20 protein-coding genes are annotated in these 20,230 nt (G+C 55.1%); 2 read left to right on the forward strand and 18 right to left on the reverse strand.

The window, feature by feature from the left end:
• Positions 1–96: 96 nt before the first annotated feature.
• Positions 97–1,173 (reverse strand): cell division protein FtsZ, encoded by a 1,077-nt coding sequence (gene ftsZ / locus I2D94_RS12170; protein ID WP_083538534.1) that lies wholly within the window; start codon positions 1,171–1,173, stop codon positions 97–99.
• A gap of 21 nt (positions 1,174–1,194) precedes the next feature.
• The gene (locus I2D94_RS12175) at positions 1,195–2,460 is read right to left on the reverse strand and encodes a hypothetical protein (RefSeq protein ID WP_072684194.1); all 1,266 of its coding nucleotides are present in this window, start codon (positions 2,458–2,460) and stop codon (positions 1,195–1,197) included.
• A 290-nt stretch (positions 2,461–2,750) separates the two neighbouring features.
• On the opposite strand from I2D94_RS12175, the gene rpmB reads away from it, so the two are divergent.
• The gene (rpmB, locus tag I2D94_RS12180) at positions 2,751–2,945 is read left to right on the forward strand and encodes a 50S ribosomal protein L28 (protein WP_006058954.1); all 195 of its coding nucleotides are present in this window, start codon (positions 2,751–2,753) and stop codon (positions 2,943–2,945) included.
• 247 nt (positions 2,946–3,192) lie between these two features.
• Here rpmB and I2D94_RS12185 read toward each other — a convergent pair whose 3' ends face one another.
• The 13 genes from I2D94_RS12185 to I2D94_RS12245 form a co-directional block, all read right to left on the reverse strand.
• Positions 3,193–5,139, reverse strand: coding sequence for a helix-turn-helix transcriptional regulator (locus I2D94_RS12185; RefSeq protein WP_195397063.1), 1,947 nt, complete (start codon positions 5,137–5,139; stop codon positions 3,193–3,195).
• A gap of 118 nt (positions 5,140–5,257) precedes the next feature.
• Entirely contained in the window at positions 5,258–5,755 is a 498-nt protein-coding gene (locus I2D94_RS12190; RefSeq protein WP_195397064.1) for a GNAT family N-acetyltransferase, read from the reverse strand.
• A complete protein-coding gene (locus I2D94_RS12195) occupies positions 5,752–6,345 on the reverse strand; it encodes an AAA family ATPase (protein WP_195397065.1) in 594 nt (197 codons plus the stop codon). The genes I2D94_RS12190 and I2D94_RS12195 overlap by 4 nt, the downstream gene beginning before the upstream one ends.
• Before the next feature lie 176 nt (positions 6,346–6,521).
• A complete protein-coding gene (locus I2D94_RS12200; protein ID WP_370544620.1) occupies positions 6,522–7,211 on the reverse strand; it encodes a M24 family metallopeptidase in 690 nt (229 codons plus the stop codon).
• Between the two features lie 113 nt (positions 7,212–7,324).
• Entirely contained in the window at positions 7,325–7,942 is a 618-nt protein-coding gene (locus I2D94_RS12205; protein ID WP_195397066.1) for a thiamine diphosphokinase, read from the reverse strand.
• Positions 7,936–8,583, reverse strand: a complete 648-nt coding sequence (rpe, locus tag I2D94_RS12210; RefSeq protein WP_006058947.1) for a ribulose-phosphate 3-epimerase — start codon at positions 8,581–8,583, stop codon at positions 7,936–7,938. Before rpe ends, I2D94_RS12205 begins: the two co-directional genes overlap by 7 nt.
• Positions 8,583–9,446 carry a ribosome small subunit-dependent GTPase A gene (rsgA, locus tag I2D94_RS12215; protein WP_195397067.1) on the reverse strand — a complete coding sequence of 288 codons (864 nt, stop codon included), beginning with the start codon at positions 9,444–9,446 and terminating at the stop codon, positions 8,583–8,585. The genes rpe and rsgA overlap by 1 nt, the downstream gene beginning before the upstream one ends.
• Positions 9,447–9,479: 33 nt before the next feature.
• Complete coding sequence (gene pknB / locus I2D94_RS12220; protein ID WP_195397068.1) at positions 9,480–11,180, reverse strand: Stk1 family PASTA domain-containing Ser/Thr kinase; 1,701 nt, start codon at positions 11,178–11,180, stop codon at positions 9,480–9,482.
• Positions 11,177–11,926, reverse strand: a complete 750-nt coding sequence (locus tag I2D94_RS12225) for a Stp1/IreP family PP2C-type Ser/Thr phosphatase (RefSeq protein WP_006058944.1) — start codon at positions 11,924–11,926, stop codon at positions 11,177–11,179. The genes pknB and I2D94_RS12225 overlap by 4 nt, the downstream gene beginning before the upstream one ends.
• Entirely contained in the window at positions 11,923–12,966 is a 1,044-nt protein-coding gene (gene rlmN, locus I2D94_RS12230) for a 23S rRNA (adenine(2503)-C(2))-methyltransferase RlmN (protein ID WP_195397069.1), read from the reverse strand. Before rlmN ends, I2D94_RS12225 begins: the two co-directional genes overlap by 4 nt.
• 30 nt (positions 12,967–12,996) lie before the next feature.
• Positions 12,997–14,235, reverse strand: a complete 1,239-nt coding sequence (rsmB, locus tag I2D94_RS12235; RefSeq protein ID WP_195397070.1) for a 16S rRNA (cytosine(967)-C(5))-methyltransferase RsmB — start codon at positions 14,233–14,235, stop codon at positions 12,997–12,999.
• A gap of 102 nt (positions 14,236–14,337) precedes the next feature.
• Complete coding sequence (gene priA, locus I2D94_RS12240; protein ID WP_195397071.1) at positions 14,338–16,506, reverse strand: primosomal protein N'; 2,169 nt, start codon at positions 16,504–16,506, stop codon at positions 14,338–14,340.
• A 118-nt stretch (positions 16,507–16,624) separates the two neighbouring features.
• Complete coding sequence (locus I2D94_RS12245; protein WP_072684184.1) at positions 16,625–17,248, reverse strand: recombinase family protein; 624 nt, start codon at positions 17,246–17,248, stop codon at positions 16,625–16,627.
• Between the two features lie 251 nt (positions 17,249–17,499).
• Here I2D94_RS12245 and I2D94_RS12250 point away from each other — a divergent pair, with 251 nt between their 5' ends.
• Positions 17,500–17,727 (forward strand): hypothetical protein, encoded by a 228-nt coding sequence (locus I2D94_RS12250; protein ID WP_072684183.1) that lies wholly within the window; start codon positions 17,500–17,502, stop codon positions 17,725–17,727.
• An 86-nt stretch (positions 17,728–17,813) separates the two neighbouring features.
• On the opposite strand, the gene I2D94_RS12255 is transcribed toward I2D94_RS12250, so the two are convergent.
• From I2D94_RS12255 to sufU, 3 genes are read right to left on the reverse strand one after another with little or no spacing between them, the layout of a single operon-like run.
• The gene (locus I2D94_RS12255; RefSeq protein WP_195397072.1) at positions 17,814–18,368 is read right to left on the reverse strand and encodes a 5-formyltetrahydrofolate cyclo-ligase; all 555 of its coding nucleotides are present in this window, start codon (positions 18,366–18,368) and stop codon (positions 17,814–17,816) included.
• Positions 18,361–19,770 (reverse strand): Fe-S cluster assembly protein SufB, encoded by a 1,410-nt coding sequence (gene sufB / locus I2D94_RS12260; protein ID WP_195397073.1) that lies wholly within the window; start codon positions 19,768–19,770, stop codon positions 18,361–18,363. Before sufB ends, I2D94_RS12255 begins: the two co-directional genes overlap by 8 nt.
• The gene (sufU, locus tag I2D94_RS12265; protein WP_072684180.1) at positions 19,767–20,216 is read right to left on the reverse strand and encodes a Fe-S cluster assembly sulfur transfer protein SufU; all 450 of its coding nucleotides are present in this window, start codon (positions 20,214–20,216) and stop codon (positions 19,767–19,769) included. The genes sufB and sufU overlap by 4 nt, the downstream gene beginning before the upstream one ends.
• Positions 20,217–20,230: the final 14 nt, after the last annotated feature.

Consider the following 20,230-nt stretch of genomic DNA (forward strand, 5'->3'; position numbering starts at 1 on the left):
CCGCATTGCTTCTATTCTTATTTTACCACGATCAAGCGCTTTCAACCAGAACAAGAAAAAAGACGGAACCAAAGCTCCGTCTTCATTCACATTCATTTATTTGCGGGAGAGAAAGAAACTTGGGATACCGCTGTTGTCTTCCTCGTCTTCTTCCGTTTCCTTTTTGATTTCTTCCGTGATCTTATTCGCGACCTTGACCGACGGTTTCGCCTGGGAAGGCACCTTGATCTTCGGCAGATCAAAGCCGGTGGCGATGACTGTCACGATGATCGATTCGCCGATCTTCTCGTTAATCGCTACGCCGAAGATGATGTCGATGTCATTGCCGGCCGCTTCGCGGATGTATTCGACCGCGTCGTTCGCGTCGTAAATCGAAATGTTCGCGCCGCCGGTGACGTTGACGATCGCCTTCTTGGCGCCGTTGATCTGAGCTTCCAATAACGGCGACTGAATCGCTTTCTGCGCCGCTTCCTGAGCCTTGTTATCGCCTTGGGAAATACCGATGCCGATCAGCGCGCTGCCCTGACCTTCCATGACCGAGCGCACGTCCGCAAAGTCGAGGTTAATCATGGCAGGAACCGCGATCAGATCGGTGATCGTCTGCACGCCCTGACGCAAAACGTTATCCGCTTCTTTAAACGCTTCAACAAACGGAATCCGGCCGATGACCTGAAGCAGCTGGTTGTTGGAAACGATGATCAGAGAATCAATGAATTCGCTCAACTGACTTAAACCGGCTTCGGCCTGCGCCATCCGCCGCGGTCCTTCAAAGGAGAACGGCTTGGTGACGATGCCGACGGTCAGCGCGCCCATTTCCTTGGCGATCTTCGCAAACAGCGGAGAAGCGCCGGTGCCGGTGCCGCCGCCCATGCCGGCGGTGATAAAGACCATATCGGAACCCTGCATCGCTTCACGGATTTCTTCTTCATTTTCCAAGGCCGCCTTGCGTCCCATTTCCGGGTTCGCGCCGGCGCCTAAGCCGCGGGTCGTTTCCCGGCCCAGTATAATTTTGTTTTCTACCGGAGACTTGTTGAGATCCTGCATGTCGGTATTGGCGACATAGAATTCAACGCCCTGAACGCCTTCCTCGACCATGCGGTTCACGGCGTTGCAGCCGGCGCCGCCGATGCCGAAGACTTTAATTTTCGCAACCTGATTGTATTCTAAATCCATCTTCATTCATCCTCTCGTTTCCTATTTCTGTTTGGCTTCAAAAAGCATGTCTTTTAATCGTTTTGTAATCGAATCGTCAACGCTGGTTTTTTCTTTCTTCAACCCGCCGATCGTCACCGCTTTTTCAAACTGTGCGGCGTTCACGCCGACCTGATCGGTATTTAACAGCGGCTGCTGATCCTTGTAGGCATAGAACAATCCCAGACACCCGGTTAACGCACTGTCGCGCACACCCAGGGTTTCCGGATAATACACCTTCGCCGGCGCTCCCAGATGATCCTGGACATATTCCGCGATTTCCTGCAGCTCGCCGCCTTCGCCGACGATCACAATCTGCGTCTTGCCCGCTTTGAGGATCGGACGGCACATTTGTTCAATCTGTTCCATCCAGGATTCCAGCGGTTCCCGAATCGCTTCGCACAGTTCCTTTTCGGAAAGCGTGTACGTTTTTGTATTTTTTGACCAGATATAGATCGGCGTCTGCACCGGACGACGCTGATTCAATCGCGTGTTGTATTTGACCAAGCGGACGGCTTCCGCCAGCGGCAGTTCGTACCGTTCCACCAGCGCCTGGCTCCACTGATCGATTCCCTGTTCGATAATCTCACAGCTCGCCAGCTTGCCCTTGGACAACAGCGACAGAGTCGTCGTCTGTTCTTCCAGCCGGATTAAAATTAAATTCTGATCCATCGTCTGCTCGAACAACGCCGCTTCCTTCGCGATCGCAAAGCTGTCCAGACTGATATCCAGCACTTCCAGCCCCGCCTGTTCGACACAGCTGACATATTCAAACGCGATCTTACGGTTCGCGCATAACAAATCGACGTCCACCGTCAGCTCGTCGCACAGCTCGCCGATCGGCATCCGCCGCGTCGAGATCCCATTGCACGTATACCGCACGCACACCGCGCTGATCAGCGCCAGTCCGTTCTCAATTTTCGTTTTCATGGCGTTTTTAACCGCTTCCCGAACATCAAGAACGGTTACCCGGCGGTCAAAAGAAGAAACCGGCACCGTAATCTTCAGCGATTTGCGCATCATATCCCGCGAGGGAATGGATAACAAAACCCGTTCGATCCGTGCACCGATCATGCGGGAAGCGTTTTCCGCCGCCCTCCGGATCGCTTTGACAATTTCATTGGGTTCCGTCAGCTGATGAAACTGAACGCCTGCCACAGGAACCCGTTCGACTTTGATTATATTAAAGCGAGTATTGAAGAACTCGCCTACCAGCAATCTAACTTCGTGATCCGCTATCTCCAGCGCCGCGAAAATCTGCTTGTCCATGCCTTTTTCGACCCCCTGAGCTACACATATATACTATATCATAAAACACTATTCAACAAAAGAATTTTTCCAACAATTCGCTTTGCCTTCCACGCCGGATAAAAATGGTGTCAGCTTCCTGCGAACGCTGGCGATTTTGGCAGAAATCTGGCGGTTTTTCGTATTTCCAAGCCGCCGTTGTAAAAAAATCCTTTTTCTTTATCACCTTTTTCGGATAACGCCTTGCATTTTTTGGATGATCATGTTATAGTTTACAAGCGAAATTAAGACAGAAAGGGGGGTTACGGTTAATGTCTAGAGTATGTGCCGTATCCGGTAAAAAAGCCTTATCAGGAAATAAGCGTTCTCATTCCCTGCACGCATCCCGCCGCAAGTGGAACGTTAATTTACAAAAAGTTAAAGTGATGGTTGATGGTAAGCCACAGCGAATCCGTATTTCCGCCCGTGCTTTAAAAACACTGAAGGCTCAGCAGAAAAACGGTTAATTAAAAAGGAGTTCACGCTCCTTTTTTTCTTGGCTCAAGTTTCTCTCTGGCTGGTCTCTGTCAGGTTAAAGCCGGAAGACGCTGCTGCAAGCAGGCTAATTGTTTTAATCTCGGTATTTAGAAAAAAATTATTTAACAGGACCGCAGCCCAGGAAAATTGTTCTTTTTCCGATCGTCTGCGGTCTTTTTTTCCAGATACTGCCAGGCGTTTTTCACTCAACTTTTGCTTTATTTTAAGATTGTACGATTACTCCGGCTGGGCATCGTTTTCCGCTTCCCGGATCGGGATCGTGTACTCCCCTTCGCTTTGCCATAGGCCGTCGCAATGCAGCCAGTCCGGTCCTTTGCAGCGGACAAGCCAGAAACGATAGTGAAGCCGGTCTTCCGCGATCCCATCGTAAAGCAGCCACAGCGTCTGACCGCCGTCGCTTTCCAGCAGCGCCTGCTGCCCATCGGTGCTGAGCGAGGCTTCCTTTTGCGCAAAGGCTTCATCCAGCAGGATCTGCATTGCCTGTGCGGGGGAACGGCGGTTAATATACATATAGGTTGTATCATACATACCGCTGACAAAATAATGCGATAATTCCGCCTCCGTTGGAAACTCAGGTTCCAGCTCCACGGGCTCCAGTCCGCTCATTCCTTCCTCCAGGGAAGGCATCAGCGCTGCCAACACGGCGTTCTCCGCCCGCATCAAACGGAGCTTATAGGTCATCGTAAACGCTTCGCCGCTGGGTCCGGCGCCCTGGTTGCCTGGGGAAACCGCCCATCCGTTCGTTTTGACCTCCACGAGCTGATCGGCATCGGTCCCCGCCAGCACTTGTACAGAAGCCAGTTCCACGCGGATATCGACGCCGTTAACCCGATAGCCTTCATCCCGCTGGCGCAAAGCCAACAAACTCAGCCAGAGCGGATCGGTGCTGGCGGTGTCCAGCTTCATTGCGCCGTTGGGCAGCGGCTGCGATAACGTCGGATCCGCAAGGATCGTCTGACGCATCACTTCAACCAGCGGCGTTTCGTCTTCCTCCGGAAGGTCCGGGGTCTGAAATAAACCGGCATCCGGCAGGGGCGAGGTGCGGACAAAGTTCAGCGGCGCGGTCGGGTTCATCGCGACCGGACAGAGAATCAGCGAACCGTCGATGAACAGATCCTGTTCGTTCAGCGTCCCCTCCTCGCTTAACACCAGCGTCCACTGCGGCAGCCCGTCCCGGCACAACGCCAGCGCCAGCGTCCCAAACGGCACCGCGTCGCTATACGCATAATCTTCCTGAAGTGTTCCGTTTTCCAGATGAATTCCCGTACTGTCGGCTACGATTTTCCATCCGGCGGCGTTGGTTTCCATCAGCGACCATTCGCCTGTAATTGCCGCAGCCATGTTGTGATAGCTGATCGGATCGCCGCGGTCGCCGAACGTCGCGATCATCTGATGGACGCTCCGGTTTATCGTTTGATAGGTGATCGCACAGACATCCTCGGCCAGCCACTGCAGCTTCATTGCGCCTTCCACCGTGTAGGGAAACGTGTCTTTTTCACGTCGGTAAAGGCCATAACGGCTGCGGCAAAGCACGGTCTTCCCGGTTGTTTTATCCTGCTTGATCACGACCTGATGACGGCCGTCAGCCGAAAAGCTGATCGTCGTCGGCCGCTGCTGGATCGCCTGCTGCAGCTGCCAGCCAAACCCCACCATCAGCACCAGCGCGATGCCCAAGCCGCTTTTGCGCCAGCCGGGCGTGCGGATCAGAACACTGCCGGATAAGGTTAACGCCAGAACCAACATTAAATTTAACAGCGGTGAAATCCAGTCCGCAATGTATTCCCAGCCTCGGGCGCGGACGATCGTGTACGTCACAATCTGAAGCGCAAGAATTCCGGCCGCCACAATCAGGCATACGATGGCCGCCGCAGTCCAGCCATGGCGGCGCTGCCGGGTTTGCCGCGCCTGATCCAGCTCGACCAGTGAAGGCGATCCGGCTTGAAGCGTTTCCGTCTGCGCAGCGGCAGGGTCATCCTGAACGAGCTCGTCGACTGAAATTCCAAAGCAATTCGCTAACTGACGCAGTTTATCCAGACTGGGAACTGATTGTCCGGCCTCCCACTTTGATACCGCCTGCCGGGAAACCGCGCATTTTTGAGCCAGCTGTTCTTGTGTCCAGCCGGCCGCTTTGCGCCGCCGCTGAATATTTTCCGCTAATTTCACAATCGTCCACTCCTTCCGACAGAAACCAGTGTAGCACGATCAAAACGGCATTTCCAGTCCAGAAACCAACAAAAAAAAAAGGCAACCGACAGTTGCCCGGATCCTTCATCCTTCAGATTTATTCAAGATGAAAAAGCAGGGAGATCTGATCTTCCGAACGATCCGCATGCCCGCTTTCCCGCGCAATTATCACGCCGCCCTGCCGGAAGTAAAACGCCAGTGCGCGTTCGTTGTGCTCATTGCAGCGGCAGCCAAACACCGTGAATCCCGCCTGCTTTACCCGGCGTTCAATTTCCTGCCAGACCTGCCGTCCCAGCCAGCGATGTTGAAAATCGGATATCAAATAGAGGGCGTTGACGCTGATCGGCGGCCCGGTCCATCCCGGACGGGGGTTTCCCAGCACAAAATAACCAGCGTCCTCCCCTTCCTCGCGAAGCATCACAACCTGATTTGCCGGATCCGCGATCAACCGCCGGAATTTTTCCGCGTGCTGCGCTTCGTCAAACTCCAGAAATTTTTGCGCTGGATAAATTCCTGTATAGGTTTCCTGCCACACCCGGCGTTTCAGCTTTGCCAGCCGGTCCGCCAACCCGGCGGCGGCTTCGATCATGATCATGCGTCCATCTGCTCCCGGATTTGTTGCGCCAGTCTTTCCACGTCGATGCGGGCCGGATCCGTGCAGTCGACCGGGATCAGCGTGCCGATTGAAAAGCGCCGGTATCCGCGCTGCGCGATACTTTGTTCAAAAGCATCAAAGCTCAGCGTCTTCACTTTTGCCGGGGCTCCGACTTCCGGATACCGGTCGTTGACGACATGACCGCGGTGCCGGGTCGGCGATTGATCGCGCTTGACAAACCGCTCATAAACCGCCCGGGTTTCCCCATCAAACAGAATTGTGATCATCCGGCAGCCGGTCCGCTCCTGCAGCGCCTGCAAGCCCGGCCGGGAAACATCCTCAAAATTATTCTCCAGAATCACCGACTGCCCAGCCGCTAAACAACGCTCTGCCGCATAATAAAGAATTTCCATCGCTGCCAAACCCAGCTGGACCTTTTCCTGCCGGCTTTGAAAACCAATCCGGTCGAACAGCTTCTCTTTGATCTCATCCTTGGACAACATCGCGATCCCCAGCTTTTCGCTGAGCCGGAGCGCCGCCGTGGTTTTTCCGCTGGCCGGCATCCCGGCTATACAAATACAAGTTTTCATCGTCACGTTCAAAATCAAAGCTTTCCGGCCAAGGAAGACTTGATTTTTTACTCCTTTTTTTCATTATACCGCACCGGCGGCATTCCGCCAACGGACTCACGGTCTTGATTCCTGCGGTTAAGTCGGATCATCTTGACAAGCTGGAAAAGGATACCGCATCTTCAGCCCGCCTGCCCTTACAATCGCTTCAGCTTGCCCTTTTCAAAATAATAGATGTCTTCCTGCTTAAAGCCATAAAGCGAACCCGGCAGACAAAGATGGGGTTCAAAGGTAAACATTTTAACGTCCGACAATTTCATACCATTCCCTTTTTCAATGTAGATCCGATCTTGTTTATCCTGAACGATCGAATGGCCCAGATTTCCCAGATAGTCCAGGTTCACAAAGCCTTGCTTTGTGATTTCTTCATTCATGACAAAATATAACTCCTCAAACGTCATGGCTTCCGTTGCCGTCTCCGTCAAAACGTGATGCAAATGATCTTCCATGCGCAGTCCCCGCTTCCATTCCGGATGGCGGATCTCCTCCGGATGAACGACCACCTTCCCAGCTTCGATCACAAGCGTTCTTGCGTAATCGCCCCAGATCCGCTGACACTGCGGGCTCAGATCTACGGTCAGAAGATCATTTTCATGAATCCGCCGGTCCGCGGTTGTATAGTCTTTCCCGGAAATTGAAATTGTCGTTTCCTCCCCGGAAAAAACAAACGCCCCGACATCATAGTACCAAAATGAATCGGCCCCGTTTTCCAGCATAAACCGCTCGCATAAGCTTCTTACTTCCACTAACGACATCCCTGCCGATAAATTCTGCATCAGGTATTCCATCGTCGCCCGGCTTAAATTCTGCATCGTTAAAGAATCCACGCTGATCTCTCCTTTTAAAGACAAAGCCTTACTCCCCGTTGAGGAAATAAGGCTGTTCAGATAATTTTATTTCAAACATGCGTTTGTGCGGCTTTCCTTCGCTGAGAATTGGATTATTCGCCTTCGTCGCGGCTGCGGACGACAAGCAGCCGGCCCTGATCCAGCGTCAGTACCGCTTCGTCCGCCGCGATTTCATTCGAGATGCCGATCGTGTCGCCGCGCTCCATCACATAATGATCGAGCGGATATAGAAACCCTTCCAACGTCAGCACCGCCGGCTCCACCGCGAAAAAGGAAATGAAGCGGCGGGCATCGGGATGAAACACATGCCGGCCCGGATCCAGACAGAACAATTCGTTGTTTTTCTCCCGCAGGATGACCGGCAGCTTCTGATGCATGACCAGAAGCAGATTAGCCAGCTGATGATCCTGTCTTCCGCCGACCCCGCCGATCAGAACCATCGAGTTATAGCCTTGCCCGGTAGCCCAGCGCAGCGCCGACAGCGCGTCAGTTTCGTCCTTCATCGCCGGCAGCACCTGCATCTGATCGGCATATTGCCGGATCAGTTCCTTTTGCGGCGGAGTGACCGAGTCAAAATCGCCGATCGCCATTACCATTCGCCGGTGTGCTTGAGCGCAGATCAGCGCCCCGCGGTCCGCGCCGATCAGATCCCCTTCAGCCAGCGTACAGTCCTGCGCCAGCCCCAGCACGATCGTGCACGGCTTTAACATAACGAATCAACGGCTTCCACAATGTTGTTTTTAAAGATATAGCTGCCGGCAACCAGCACATCTGCACCGGCCTCGCGGCACAGCTTCCCGGTTTCGGCGTTGATCCCGCCGTCGACCTCGATCCGCAGATCAGCGCCGGCCGCCTGCGCCCACTGGCGCAGCACGGTAATTTTATCCAATGCCGACGGATCAAACTGCTGCCCGCCGAAGCCCGGTTCCACCGACATCACCAACACCAGATCGAAATCCTGCCACAACGCTTCCAGCACGGACACCGGCGTTTGCGGCTTGATCGAAATGCCCGGCTTCACGCCTAGCGCACGCAGCTCTTTGGCCAGCGCGCGGCAGTCCTGGGCATCGTTCATCGCTTCGTAGTGAAACGTGATCCACTGCGCTCCCGCCTGGGCAAAGACCGGCGCGTACTTCCGCGGATCGCTGATCATCAGATGCACGTCCAGCTGGCGGTCGGTCAGCTTGCGGAACGCCTTGAGAATGTCCGGGCCGAACGTCAGGTTCGGCACAAAATGGCCGTCCATCACATCATAATGCAGCCACTGGGCGCGGGAAGCGTTGACCGCGTCCATCTGGGAATTCAGCTGGGAAAAATCCAGCGATAAAATCGAGGGGGATATGATCGTCATCAATATTTCTCCTTTCGGCCCTGCACCAGGGTCAGACAATCCAAATAGTCCGCATAGCGGATCCGGGAGACCTGCCGGTCTTCTACGGCCTGCTTGATCGCGCAGCCCGGTTCGTTTTGATGAATGCAGTCGCGAAACCGGCACCGGCCTAAATACGGCGCGAAGTCCGGGACGCTCTGCGCCAGCTCGGTCGGCGTCATGCGGCTGAAATCCAGCGAGGAAAAGCCCGGCGTATCGGCCACCCAGCCGCCGGCCACCTCGTGCAGCTCGACATGCCGGGTCGTATGCTTGCCGCGGCCCAGCGCTTTGGAAATCTCCTGAGTCTGCAGCTGAAACTCAGGGTTCAGCTTATTCAATAAGGAAGACTTGCCGACACCGCTCTGGCCGGTCAGCACCGTCACCTTGCCCCGCAGCACCCCGGCCAGATTTTCATCAAGCTCTTCCCGTCCGCTCAGCACAACTTCATATCCGCTCTGGCGGTAATCCTCAATCCAGCCGTGAACCGGGTCGTCCGGCTGAACTAAATCCATCTTGGTGATGCACAGCACCGGCTTGATCGAAGCGTTGACGATCAGAAACAGAATCCGGTCGACGAGCGTGCAGGAAAAATCCGGATCCTTTGCGGACATGACGATCAGCGCCTGATCGACATTGGCAACCGGCGGACGGATCAGGGAGTTCATCCGCGGAAGAATCCGCTCGATTCCGGTCTGATCGCCGAAATCCGTATATTCGACCCAATCGCCCACGCGCGGTTTGTCCTGCCGCCGGACCTTGCCCATCGCCACGCACGCCACGCGGCGGCCTTCCTCGTCCGCAACCAGATACTGGTTGGAAATAATTCTGATTATTCTTCCGATCATAGCGCTCCTTTTCTAATCGTTCCGATGGATGCTTTAATAATAATATAAGGTAATATAGCTGTCTTCATTTTGTTCGTACAGCGTGCCGAAACCCGGCGAACAGTTGATCACGACGCCCCGCGGCAGATTCGCGGCTTCTTCCTCGCTCATGCCGCTGGTATCCAGCACGGAAAGCATGACTTCCCCACCCTGGCTTTCCAACAGCGACTGGGCCTCAAAGACGTCCATGCCTTTGATCGACCAGTCGATCTGGAAGGTCGGATACGCGGCGATCACAAACCGGATCGTATTGGTTTTCTGCGGATCGATCCTGGTCTGCGGATCGAGCAGTTCCTGTCGCAGGATCGTGCCCGGCGCGCTGTCGCTGGCTTCCTGGCTTGTCTGAATGCGAATATTGGAACCCTCCAGCTTTTCGCGAGCCTCGCTGATCTTCATTCCGACGTAATTTTCAACGACGACATAGCGGCCCAGCGATACCTTGATCTTCACCAGACTGCCGTTCGTCAGTGCCGTGCCCGCGGCCGGATCGCTTTCATAGATCCGGTCTTTCTCCACGTCGTCGGTTAACGCGTAGCTGATCTCAGCGCGGTTCAGCTCCAGCCCGGCGTCGCTGAGCGTGGAGGCCGCCTGCTCGACCGTCAGGTTGATCAACGGCGGCACTTCGACCAGCTGGCTTTTGCCGCCCCAGTTGCCGGTCAGCGCGAGGATAAAGACCACCGCTGCGATTGACAGAACGACTAACCCGGTGATCAGCAAGCCCACCCAGGCGTTGCTTTTCTTCTTCCGTTTCTTTTTCTTTTTGTTCGGCTTGGCCGAGGGATGTGAGGAACCGCTCTCCTTGCGCCGGGTCGTGTCGATGGCGATCGTCTTGTTGCCCTCGCTCGGCGTTTTGAACACGACGCGCGGCTCGTCAGCGCGCTGCGGGGACAGGCAGGTCGTTAAATCCTGAAGCATGACCTCACAGCTGGGATAGCGGAAATTCTTATTTTTCGCGGTCGCCCGCAGGATCACGTTTTCAACGGCCTGGGGCAACTGCGGATTGAGCTTGCGGATCGAGGGGATTTCCTCGTGCATGTGCTTCATCGCGATCTGTACGGCCTGTTCGCCATGGAACGGCACCTCGCCGGAAAGCAGCTCGTAGAACACGATGCCCAAGGAATAAATATCGCTCTGGCGCGTTGCGGCTTCCCCGCGCGCCACCTCCGGGGCGAGATAATGAACCGACCCCATGACCGAATCCGACTGCGTCAGCTGCAGTGCGTCCTGCGCCAGCGCGATGCCGAAGTCGACGACCTTGAGCGTGCCGTCGTCTTTGATCAGCACGTTCTGCGGCTTGATATCGCGGTGAATGATATTGCAGCGGTGCGCTTCGGCAACCGCGCTGACCAACTGCTTCATAATCGCCACGGCTTCTTCCTTACACAAGGCGCCGCGCTGGGCGATCAACTGTTTCAGATCCTTGCCGCGGACGTATTCCATCACGATGTAATGGTAGCCGTTTTCCTCGCCGACGTCATATATGTCGACGATGTTGGGATGCGAAAGCGCCGTGGAGGCGTTGGCTTCCCGCTGAAACCGCAGCAGCGCGACGGGATCGTTGCTTAATTCCCCGCGCAGCACCTTTACCGCGACCTCCCGGTTGAGCAGCGTGTCGACAGCGACATAGACGTCCGCCATTCCACCCTGGCCGATGTGCTTGACGACCATATAGCGCTTGGCAATCATTTTGTTCATCGCTTATCCCCCGCTTCCTTCTGGATCAGGATGATCGTGATGTTGTCATAGCCGCCCTGCAGCAGCGCCAGATTCATCAGCTGCTTGCTTTTGGCCTGCAGCGTCTGGCGGCTGTCGAGCATGACCTTGGCGATCACACTGTCGGGCACATAGCCGTGCAGTCCGTCGGAGCATAATAAAAACGTATCCGCCGGATCGTCAATCCGCGTCAGATCGATGCGGATGTTGGACCAGATGCCCAGGGCGTTGGTCAGCATATTCCGCTTCGGATGATTCATCATTTCTTCCTCGCTCAGCTCGCCATGATTGACCATGTCCTGAACCAGCGTGTGATCCTGCGTCAGGCAGCGGAAGCTGCCGTCCTGAAACGAAGCGTAGGCGCGGCTGTCGCCGACGTTGATCACGTAGCTGCCCTGCGGGATCAGCAGCACCCCGACCAGAGTTGTGCCCATTCCCTGATATTCCCGGCGGGTTGTCGAAAGCGTGAACACGGTGTCGTTAGCCTTGCGGATCTGATAGCGCAGCCAGGTCAGAGCTTCCTCCTCGTCCTTAAAGCCTTTGTTCGCGCTGAACACCTCGCTGAAATACTGGATCGCGGTCTGGGACGCCACGTCGCCGGAATTGCCCCCGCCGATGCCGTCGCAGACCAAAGCGAAAACATCGCCTACCTCATTGGAGGCGATGACATAGCTGTCCTGATTGTTCGCACGGACCAAGCCGGTATCGGTAGCGCCGAAGCACTTCATTGCCCGCGCATCCTTTCATGTTTGGCGCGCAGCTGCCCGCACGCGGCGTCGATGTCGTTGCCGTGCTCCTGGCGCAGCGTCGCTTTCACGCCCTGCTTCATCAGCACGTCGTAAAAGCGCATTGCGGATTTGTAATCTGTACTCTTATAGCCGTTTTCATCGACTTGATTGTAGGGAATCAGATTGACGTAAGCGTTCATGCCGCGGATCAGGGCGGCCAGCTTCACCGCCATCTCGTTGGTGTCGTTGACGCCTTGAAGCAGGATGTATTCAAACGTCAGGCGGCGGTTGTTCTCCACCGAATAGCGGCGCAGACAGGCCATGAGCGGGCCTAACGGATAAGCCTTGTTGACCGGCATGATCCGGCTGCGCAGCTCATCGGTTGGGGCGTGCAGCGAAATCGCCAGGTTGTACTGCTTATGCTCGGCCGCAAACCGGTCGATACCCGGAATCAGCCCGCTGGTCGAAATCGTGATGTGGCGGGCGCCGATCGCCAGGCCCTTGTCATGGTTGATCGTGTTGCAGAAATTCAGCACGTTGTCATAATTGTCAAACGGTTCGCCCGTGCCCATGACGACGACATGCGAAATCCGGTCTTCTTCCTTGTCCAGCTCCAGCTGCACAGTCATGACCTGCGCGACCATTTCGCCGCTGGTCAGATCCCGCTGTTTTTTCAGCAGACCGCTGGCGCAGAACGTGCAGCCCATGTTGCAGCCGATCTGCGAGGTTACGCATAAGGAGCGGCCGTAATTATAGGTCATCAAGACGCACTCGACCAACGCCCCGTCGCCCAGCTCAAACAAAAACTTGACTGTGCCGTCGCGCGACACCTGCTTCTCAACAAGCTGGATCGGATTGATGCAGAACTGTTCCTTCAGCGCCGCGATCATCTCCTTGCTTAAATCGGTCATCTGATCGAAGGACGTCGCATGCTTGCGGTACAGCCATTGAAAAATCTGATCGGCCCGGTATTTTTTCCATCCCCGGCTGAGGACGAGTTCCTCAAGTCCGGAATAACTGTAATCATAAATTGTTTTCATTTTATCACCGTCCTTTATTCTATCATATTTTTAATCGCGGCGGGTCATTTTCGCGATATAAAAGCCATCCTGCGCGCCTTCGTCCGGGAAGATCGTTTGTTCCGCCAGCAGCTTAAATTCCGGATGCTGAAGCAAAAACGCGGCGACCTGCTTGTCGTTTTCCTTGCGGTTGAGCGTACAGGTGCTGTAAACCAGCGTCCCGCCCGGTTTGCACAGCGGCGCGCAATGAGCCAGGATCGCAGCCTGCAGTGCGACGATCTCGTCCAGCGAGGCGGGCGTCAGCCGCAGCAGAATTTCCGGCTTATGCCGCAATACGCCCAATCCGCTGCACGGCACGTCCAGCAGCACGCGGTCAAACTGCCGCCCGGTCAGCTGCTGGTCCGCCTGCGCGGCATCGAGCGTCCGGGTCTGAATGATCGTCGCACCGCAGCGCTGCGCCGCTTCCTCGACTAACGCCAGCCGATGGGCATGCAGATCGCAGGCCAGAATTGTGCCTTCGTTGTTCATCATCGCCGCCAGCTGCGTCGTCTTGGTGCCCGGCGCGCTGCAGGCGTCAAAAACCGTGTCGTGCGGTTTGGGATCGAGCATCAGCGCGACTTGTTGGCTGGAACGGTCCTGAATGACGATTTTTCCTTCCTTCAGCCAGGGATCGCTGACCGGATTGCCCGCGGTGCGGATCGTCCAGCCGTTGGGCTCCAGCGCCCAGTCCGGCCGCTGCGCCAGCGCTTCCCGGCTTAATTTCAGCGGATTGATCCGCACGCTGACCGCCGCTTCTTCCAAGTCTGCCAGCGCGATCCGGCGCATTTTTTCTTCGCCATAGTGGGCCTTCCACAGCTGCAGCAGCCACTGCGGATGACTGGTCACTAACGCCAAATCCGCGATGGATTCCGGCTTAGGCAGCGGTTTGGGTCCGCGCCGCAGCAGCTGGCGCAAAACGGCGTTGACCAGACCTTTTTTGCTTCGCGGACACAGCTCGACCGCGTCGTTGACGATGGCGTACTCAGCGCCTTTATCGAGATAAAAAAGCTGGTACACGCTCATGTCGAGCAAGACCGCGACGCTGGGTTCGGGCACGTTGCGCACTAAATCCCGCCATTGCCAGCGCAGCGGTTCACGATGGCGCAGCACGCCGTAGATCACGGCGGTCACCCAGCGTTTTTCTTCCTCACTGAGCGTCTGGCCGTGCTGGCGCAGCCACAGATTGGCATACTGGCCTTCGTTGAGGATCGCGTTCAGCCCCTGCCACGCTCTTTTTCTTGTTGTGTTCATCAGCCTGCTCCTTTGCTTGTTTATGCTTGATCTTCCTGCGAAACCGCCGGCTGAGACAGAGCGGGCGGTTCTCTAAAGAGGAAACGGAATGAATGAAATCCGCTACTCGAGAATCAGCGGATTGACGTCGATGCTTAAATGGGCCTGAGAGCGCTGCCTGCGGTATTCCTGGAGAACCTGCGCCAGCGCGGTCTTCATCTGATCCAGATCCTTGCCTTTCAGCACCAGACGGCTGCGGTAGCGATCCTGCAGCTTAAACAGATCGCTCGGCCCCAGCACCTTAAACAGACTGGATTGCCGCAGCGCCTGCGCCACGACCTGCGCCGATTGCTTCGGACGGTCCGGCCGGATGTCGGAAAAGGTCAGCGCGATCAGGTAGGTATACGGCGGATAGCCGCCTAAATGCCGGTACTGCATCTCCTGATAGAAAAAGCTTTGATAATCCTGCCGGCTGCCGGCGACAACCGCGAAATGGTTCGGGTCAAACGCCTGGATGACAACCTCCCCGGGCGTCTGGGAACGGCCGCTGCGCCCGGCCGCCTGCATGATCAAATCGAACGTCATCTCCACGCTGCGAAAGTCCGGCCGGGCCGTACCGGCGTCGGCGTTAAGGATACCGACCAGCGTGACCTGCGGAAAGTCCAGACCCTTGGCGATCATCTGCGTGCCGACCAGGATATCCGCTTCATGCCGGCCGAATTGTTCAAGCAGCTTCTGATGCGCTTCCTTGCGCGATGTCGTATCGGCGTCCATGCGCAGCACACGGGCCTGCGGAAACAGCCGCGTGACTTCTTCCTCCAGCTTCTGCGTGCCGTAGCCCGGCGCCGCAAACGTCCGCGATCCGCATTTCGGACAGACCGTAACCAGCGGGAACTCCGAGCCGCACAGATGACACTTCATCTTCTGAATTGATTTATGATAGGAAAGGGCCACGTCGCAATGCGGGCACTGCAGGGTTTCGCCGCACTGGCCGCATTTGATCAGCGGACTGTATCCACGCCGGTTCAATAACAGGATCGCCTGCTCGCCACGCTTGATCCGGTCCGCAATTTTCTGGCGCAGCACGTCGCTCAGGATTCCCGACTGCGCGCGGTTCTGGTTCTTCATATTGACCACTGTGCAGACTGGCAGCTGACGGTTGACCCGTTCTTTCAGCTCAGCCAGACCGTACACCCCTTTTAGCGCCCGGGCGTAGGATTCCAGCGACGGCGTCGCGCTGCCCAGGATCACCTTGCATCCGAAATGACGTGCGCGGTGAATGGCGATATCGCGGCAATGGTACTGCGGCAGGGAATCCTGCTTATAGCTGGAATCGTGCTCCTCGTCCAAAATGATCAGGCCGAGATGGTCAAATGGCATAAACACCGCCGAGCGGGTACCGACGACAATCGAAGCCTGCTTTTCAAATACCCGGCAGTATTGTTCGTATTTCTGTTGATTGTTCAGCGCGGAGTGATAAATCGCCACATCGTTCTGGAAACGGCCTTTGACGCGCGCTACCATCTGCGGGGTCAGCGAGATTTCCGGCACTAGAATTAACACCTGTTTGCCCGCGTCGAGCACCTGACGAGCCAGATGCAGATAGACCTCCGTCTTTCCGCTGCCAGTCACCCCATGAAGCAGGATCACGTCTTGAATGCTCGTTTGAATTTCCTGCACGACCCGCTTCTGATCCGCGTTCAGCGGCAGAAAGGCTTCCGCCTGACCGGCCTGTTCTTCCCGCGCTTTTACCGTCCGGCTGTCCAGCCGGACGCAGCCCAGCTTTTCCAGCGTGCGGGTGATCGCCGGCGACTGTTTGCGCCATTGCGCCAAAACTGTCGGGCCTTCCGTCCGCAGCCAGCCCAGCACTTCCTTCTGCCGGGGCGTTAAGAGCGGATGCTCACCCACGTACACGGCAATCTGTTCCATTTTAATTTTCTGATTCGAACTTTTCGGCTTGAGCTTGCTCGGCAGCATCGCCTGAAAACAGGAAATCACCGGGGAAAGCGTATCCTCCGCCATCCATTTAGCCAGCTCAAACAATTCCGGCGTGATCAGCGCGTTCTCATCGAGCACGGACAAAAGCGGCTTCAAAGGACGCCCGTTGACCTGAGTCTCCGGCTGACCGTCGTCCACCTCCGTCACCGCATCGACAAACCCGACGATCTGACGGCCGTTGAAATCGACACTCACCCGCTTGCCCTTTTCAGCCGGCAGCTGCAGCGCGTCATAAGAAAACACCTGATCGAGCTGTAAAACCGGATGTTCAATCCAAACTTTCGCGATCCGCATGCGCTCTCACCTCCGAATTCTGTCCTTTATCATATCATAATTTAAGCGCCGCGAAAACGGAAGTTCGGAAAAAGCCGGCAGAGTTTGGCGGACAATAAAAAGAATCCAGCGCGCCGGTTTAACGGCTGGCATTCGTTTCCCGCTGGCGAAGTTTCCGGCAGGTGCGGTAGAATTTCTGATACGACATTCCGCTTTGGGCAATCAGCTCCTTGGATGGCCGGCTTTTCTGCCGCCATTGTTGATACAGCGGCATGAACTCCGGCGGCACCGCCAGCTGCGGACGGCCTAAATGCACGCCCTTTTCCTTGGCGATCCGGATGCCCTCAGCCTGGCGCTGACGGATCATCTTGCGCTCGTTCTCCGCGACAAATGAAAGCAGTTCCAGCACGAGATTGCAGATCAGCGTGCCGACCAGATCCTGATCGACGCTGGTGTCCAGAATCGGCATATCCAGAATTTTGATATGGACCTTGCGGGTACGTGTAATCCATTTCCATTCCTCCAGAATTTCTTCATAATTGCGGCCTAACCGATCCAGGCTCTGAACGACGATCAGATCCCCGGGTTTGACTTTACGGCGTGTCAGCTTCTGATAACCGGGACGGTTAAAATCCTTTCCGCTGAGCTTATCCATATAAATCCGCCGCGGCGCGACGCCATAGGCGATCAGCTCCTTCCTCTGACGCTCGATATTCTGATCCTTTGATGAAACGCGGATATATCCGTAAACGGTCTGTGACATAACTTCCTCCTCCATGCATTCATTACATCATAGACGCAGAAAAAAGGGAGATGGTAAACTTTTTCTCCCTTTGATCAACCGCTCTGTTTTAAAAAGGTGTACCTTTCTGACACATTGGAAACAAGCTGTAAAAATTACCAAAATAGGTTTTGACAGGAAACGTTCTACCTATTAAAATAAAGAATAGAGTGATTTGCTGGGTGTTTTATTAAAGTACACTTTACTGAAACGATAAAGGAGTGAGAAGGATTATGGCACTAATTGATCAGATCGCAGACCAGTGCGGTTTATTCATTTCTGATTTAAAGGCGCAGGATAATTACTCCGTTATTGCCGAGGTCCTGACGCAGATTGACCCGGATTCTTTCCCGGTTACGGACTGGAATCATTTTATAACGTATTTATTTGAAAAAGATGTTGCGTTCACTACCGCCAAGCAGGCCCGGCAGACATGCCTGGAACAATTAGATCAGAAATGAGAAGCGAAAGCTTCTTTTTTTATCAAATAAAAAACCGGAGCGTTCACCCCGGTTTTCATCGTTGTTTCTCATTTTAAGAATCTTGTTTACAAGGCTCCCTGCTCCGTGATGATCATATCCAGCGGAACATCGAAAGCCTCCGGCTCAAAATCAGCCACGCGCTGCATTGTGTAAGCCAGTCCGACCTTCAAGCCGGGAAAGGTATCCAGCACCGAGTCATAATACCCTTTGCCGTAACCGATCCGGTTCTTGCGCCAATCGAATCCGACGACCGGGACGATCATCAGCTCCAGCTCGGACAACGCCGCTTTGCGGGAGGGCTGCGCCACCGGTTCCAACAGCTCGAAGCGGGAAGGAATGCAATCCTCCAACCCTTCGATCCAATAGAAATCCAGCGTGTTCCGCCCTTCGCGCACAACGCACTTGGGAACGGCTATCTGTTTACCCTGATCGAGCAGATGCTGCAGGATCCGGCGGGTATCCGCTTCATCATTAATCGAAATATACATTCCGATCTTCTGATATGGCTCCTGCACCTTCATGAGCTGCGACCGGATATTTTCATCAAACTGCGCTTTAAGCAGCGGCGGCAGCTCGTGCCGCTTCATCTGCGCCAGCTTCCGCAGTGCTTTTTTATCCAACGCTGCCCTCCATATCCAGCTTCAGCAGCTGGTTCAGCTCGACCGCGTATTCCATCGGCAGCTCGCGGGTAAATGGCTCCAGAAAGCCCATGATAATCATTTCTGTCGCCTGCGATTTCGTTAATCCGCGCGACATCAGATAGAACAGCTGTTCCTCGGAAATCTTCGAGACTGTCGCTTCATGCTCGATCGTCGAAGTCCGCGAGGATGACACGTTCGTCGGAATCGTGTCGCTGCGGGACTGCTCGTCCAGAATCAGCGTATCGCATTCCACCTTCGAACGGGCGTATTCCGCTTTCGGCCCATGCTGGACCAGACCGCGGTAATTGACCTCGCCGCCCAGCCGGGAAACCGACTTGGAGATGATCGTACTGGAAGTATGCGGCGCCAGATGAATCATCTTGGCTCCGGCGTCCTGAACCTGATGACGGGATGCCACGGCGATCGAAATGCACATGCCGCGGGCATATTCGCCGACTAACAGACAGGCCGGATATTTCATATTCGTCTGCGACCCGATATTGCCGTCGATCCACTCCATCGCCCCGTGCGCATCGACCTTGGCGCGCTTGGTAACGAGGTTGATGATGTTGTCCGACCAGTTCTGAACGGTCGAATACCGGCACTTGCCGCCTTCCTTGATGATGATCTCAACCACCGCGGCATGCAGCGAGTCCTTGGAATACGTCGGCGCCGTACAACCTTCGACGTAATGCACGTCGGCACCCTCATCGACGATGATCAGCGTCCGTTCAAACTGGCCCATCTGTTCCGAATTGATGCGGAAATAGGACTGCAGCGGTTTTTCCAGCTTTACCCCTTTCGGGACATAGATGAACGAACCGCCCGACCACACGGCGCTGTTGAGCGCAGCGAACTTGTTGTCGGTATACGGCACAACCGTCGCGAAGTATTCCTTCACCAGTTCCGGAACCTGCTGCAGTGCGGAGTCGGTATCCAGAAAAATGACGCCCTTCTCCTCGACTTCCTTCAGCATGTTGTGATAAACCGTTTCCGATTCATACTGGGTGTTGACACCGGCTAAGAACTTCTGTTCCGCCTCCGGAATCCCCAGCCGGTCAAAGGTGTCCTTGATCGTCTCCGGCACCTCGTCCCAATCCGTTTCCTTCTTGTTGCTCGGACGGATATAGTAGGTGTAATCGTCAAAATTCAACGTGCTTAAGTCAGGACCCCAATCCTGGATCGGCATCTTGACGAACGCATCATAGGCTTTCAGACGGAAATCCAGCATCCACTGCGGTTCCTTTTTGATCGTCGAGATCTCGATCACCGTTTCCCGGGTCAGGCCCTTTTTTGTTTTGAAGACGCTGACGTCCTCGTCGTGAAAGCCGTATTGGTAATCGTCCTGCGTTTTCAGGACTGTTTCTTGTTCGCGGCTCATTGATTTTTCTCCCATTCTTCGATCATTTCCTTCATCGCTTTCCAACCGATCGTCGCGCATTTAATCCGGTTGGCCTGCTTGCTGACATTCTTGAAGGCAACCGCCTCCTGCAGCCGTTCCGGATCATATGGCTGTTCCTCGATCATCGCGAAATACTCGTCGATGATCGCCTTGGCTTCGGCAACGCTTTTGTCTTTCAACAGCTCCGTCATGATCGAGGTCGACGACGTTGAGATCGTGCAGGCGACCCCGTCGAAGCGCACGTCTTCGATGCTGCCCGCAGGGTTGATTTTGGATTGAACCGTAATATCGTCGATGCAGGATTCCGAAGCCATATGCACCTGATGGTAGCCCGCGTCGTCCGTCAGCTTATGATTGTGCGGATATTGATAGTGATCCATGATGATCTCGCGCAAGACCATCGGATCCTCCAGCAAACTGGACATAAACTTCCTCCTTT

The sequence above is a fragment of the Holdemania sp. 1001302B_160321_E10 genome, assembly GCF_015552275.1.
Taxonomy (GTDB): domain Bacteria; phylum Bacillota_I; class Bacilli_A; order Erysipelotrichales; family Erysipelotrichaceae; genus Holdemania.